The sequence below is a fragment of the Herbaspirillum lusitanum P6-12 genome (assembly GCF_000256565.1).
GTDB lineage: Bacteria > Pseudomonadota > Gammaproteobacteria > Burkholderiales > Burkholderiaceae_D > Herbaspirillum > Herbaspirillum lusitanum.
On the sequence record NZ_AJHH01000438.1, the window covers coordinates 1 to 3,329 of the forward strand.

Sequence of the window (3,329 nt, forward strand, 5' to 3'; positions counted from 1 at the left end):
GTGGCCGTTGCCGATCAGCATCATCAGCGTGTCGAGCACCTGCTGCAGGCCGAGGTTGCGGCTGCCGACGATGCCGGCGATCTCGCCCAGCGAATGCGGCAGCCCGTCGGCCAGCACGGCGATGACCGGGCCGTAGATATGCTGGTTCAGCGTGATCTCGGAAGACACCGTCTTGAGCGTCATCGGGATCTGCCCGGGTACGGTCAGCAAGGTCACCCGTTGTTGCGCCAGCAGCGCCTGGTGGCTGGCGGCGTCCAGCGCCTGCGCACCGCGCACCCAGTAGTCGCGACGGAATTGCTGGTTCACCATGAAGTCGCGCACGCTCTGGCGCAGGTGACGATCGTCGACGGCGTCGCAGAATTCGCGCTGCGCCGGGGTCAGGTTGGCCATGTCGAGATGGTCGCGAAAATCCGCCGAGCAAGCGAACTCCAGCCCGGCGCCGGACCAGATCGCCGCCATGTCGGCGAAGGACTCGACGTGCCAGTCGCGGTTGAAATATTCATGCGCGAGGTAATGCCGGCTCTGTTTCCTGAGGATCGCGATGCGCTCCTGCATGAAAGGATTGGCGCGCGCGTAGACCGGTTCGGCGGCGAACATGCGCTCGGCGAAATCGAGCGCCGCATCGATGCGTTCGGCGCTACCCTTGCCGGCGTTGGACGGCATGTCGAAATGGCGCAGCAGCAGGTCGCGCAAGGGCATGAACGCAGCCCAGCCGGGCTGGGTGTTATAGCTGGCGTAGAGTACGCCGCCGCGCTTGAGGCGGCGGTCGACGAAGTCGCGGATGAGTGCGCGGTTGTCGGCCGAGACCCAGCTCCAGATGCCGTGCATGGCGATGAAATCGAACTGCGGCAGTTCCTCGCGCGTGCAGAATTCGGCGAAGCTGGCCTGCTCCAGTTGCGCGCCGCTGCAGGCCGCCTGCGCCAGCGTCTGCGCATGCGCGGCCTGGGCCGCGTTGAAGTCGTTGCCGTACCAGGTCACCGGCGATGCAGCGGCATGGATGTTGATGCTCAGGCCTTGGCCGAAGCCGAGTTCGCAGGCAGTGCGCACCAGCGGACTGTCGAGGCCGGCGGCGGCGAACGCCAGTTGCAGCCGCGCCGGATTGAGTTGCGGATAGTAGCCGTGGGTGTAGCCGATGTCGGTGACGTAGCCGTCGGTCCAGTTGCCGTTCATGGGTCTGTTTTCGCTGGTTGGCAGAACCCGCAGTGTCGCAGAATCGGCGGCTTGCGTCTTTCTCTCCGGCGACGCCCTGCCACGGTCTGGTATCCGGCGATTGTCACCGCCCCTGACGGCGCGTTGAACGTGCTGCCGGCGCTGCCAGTGAGATACCGACGGGAAGGTAAAAAGGTCAGACCAATTTTCTTGAAAAGGACGCAGGAATGCCCCGGTTCGCACAAATTTAAACAGTTAGCCCACAGATAGACATACCTGCGCGGCCTTTACCAGCCTAGAATGCCGGGCACCCCCAACAACAAAAACCCTCGCCATGCCGAGCAACAAGATTCTGCTTGCCGCCACGATTGCCATGCTGATCTGGCTGGCCGCCTACCTCCGTCCGGAATTCGGCTTCTGATTTGATTTGGATTCTGCGCGGGTCCGTATTCAGGGTGGCAGTTGCCGCAGTGGTAAACGCATGATGAACATCGCTCCGCCCAGTTCGCTGCCGCCGACGCTGATGCTGCCGCCGTGCCGCGCAACGATTTTTTTCACGATCGACAAGCCGAGGCCGTAGCCGCCGGTAGCGCGATCGCGACTCTGGTCGAGCCGGTAAAAAGATTCGAACACGCGCTCGCGCTCAGCCTCCGGAATGCCGGCGCCGTCATCTTCCACCACCAGCGTCCATGCATCCGGCGCCGCCATCTCGGCGCGGACGCGGACGACTGAATTCGCGTGTTGCGCCGCATTGCGCACCAGGTTGGAATAGGCGCGCGCCAGGGTGCGCGCTTCGGTAACCACGGTCGCGAGTTGCCCGTCGACGCTGCAGCGCAGTTCGAGCTTGCCCAACGCCAGCGCTTCGGCAGTGACGCCGCAGGTATCGCGCAGGAATTCCGGCAAGGCCACGGTCTCGGTGAAAACACCTTGGCGGTCGTGCTCCAGCATGCCCAGCGTCAGCAGCTCGGCCACCAGCGCCTCAAGCTCTTCGACATCCTTGCGCAGACCGAGGATGCGATTTTCCGTGGCGGTATCCGGTGCGTGATGCTGCAGGATGTCGAGGCCGAATTCGAGTCGCGACAAGGGCGTGCGCAACTCGTGCGAGACCGCGTTGACCATGTCGCGCTGCGCATGAATCAGCTTGCCGATGCGATCCGCCATGCGGTCGAAGTGGCTGCTCAATTGTCGGATTGACGAGCGTCCCGACAACCCGACGCGGGCGTCGAGCCTGCCGCCGCCGAAACGCGCCGCCGCCAGCCGCAGCTTTTCCAGGTCGCGCCAATGCGGGATCAGCCAGATGCACACCGCCGCCAGGATGGTGCTGAAGACCAGCACGTAGGCTACTACTTCCACCATCGGCAATTCTTCCAGCGACTGCACCCGCACCAGTCCGCCGTCGTCGAGTCTGACGTAGACCACACAGCATTTGCTGCCGGTGAGTTCCCAGCCGACGGGATACTGCGCCAGCTGTTCGCGCACGGACGGCGGCAATTGCTCCAGCGTCTGCACTGGGCGGCTGTAACGTTCAGGAGCTGCCGCGCGCAACTGCGCCAGCAACGCTTCCTGATCTGCCTGGCTGCGGCCGGACAACAGGCGATTGAGCATGAAGCTTTCGCCATTGAAACCGGCGCGCACGGCCTTGGCGAACTGGCCCGCGAACAGATGCGGGAAACCGTAGTTGACGACAAGAATGGAGGCCACCACCAGGGCAGCGATAACCAGATACAAGCGAACCAGATTGCGGAGCACTTACTCCTCCCAGGCGATCGGACTGAACAGGTAACCGCGCCCCCACACCGTCTTGATCTTGCGCGGTTCCTGCGCATCGTCGTTGAAGCGTTTGCGCAGGCGCGAAATGCTGACGTCGACAGTCCGGTCCATGCCGTCGAAGTCGATGCCGCGCCAACGGCGCAGCAGTTCATCGCGGCTGAGCACCTTGCCGGCGGCCTGCACCAGGATCACGAACAGGTTGTAGTCGGAAGTCTTGAGATCAATCTCTTCGCCCTTCCAGCACACCTGGCGCGCGGCGAGATCGATCTGCAGTTCGCCGAATTGCAATTGGCGCACTTCGACCGCTTCGGGCTGGCCTTCGTGACGGCGCAGGATGGCGCGCAGATGCGCCAGCAGCAGACGCGGCTGCACCGGCTTGAGCATGTAATCGTCGGCGCCCATTTCAAGGC

The 3,329-nt window shown here is 63.7% G+C and carries 3 protein-coding genes; all 3 read right to left on the minus strand.

Features of this window, described 5'->3' with window-relative positions; genetic code table 11:
* A partial coding sequence (locus HLUSI_RS0114040) for a class I SAM-dependent methyltransferase (RefSeq protein ID WP_016834566.1) occupies nucleotides 1-1,170 on the minus strand: 1,170 nt, incomplete at its 3' end.
* Between the two features lie 429 nt (nucleotides 1,171-1,599).
* Nucleotides 1,600-2,898, minus strand: coding sequence for an ATP-binding protein (locus HLUSI_RS0114050; protein WP_016834567.1), 1,299 nt, complete (start codon nucleotides 2,896-2,898; stop codon nucleotides 1,600-1,602).
* Nucleotides 2,899-3,329: winged helix-turn-helix domain-containing protein (locus HLUSI_RS0114055; RefSeq protein ID WP_029363521.1), on the minus strand; the 431-nt coding region annotated here is incomplete at its 5' end.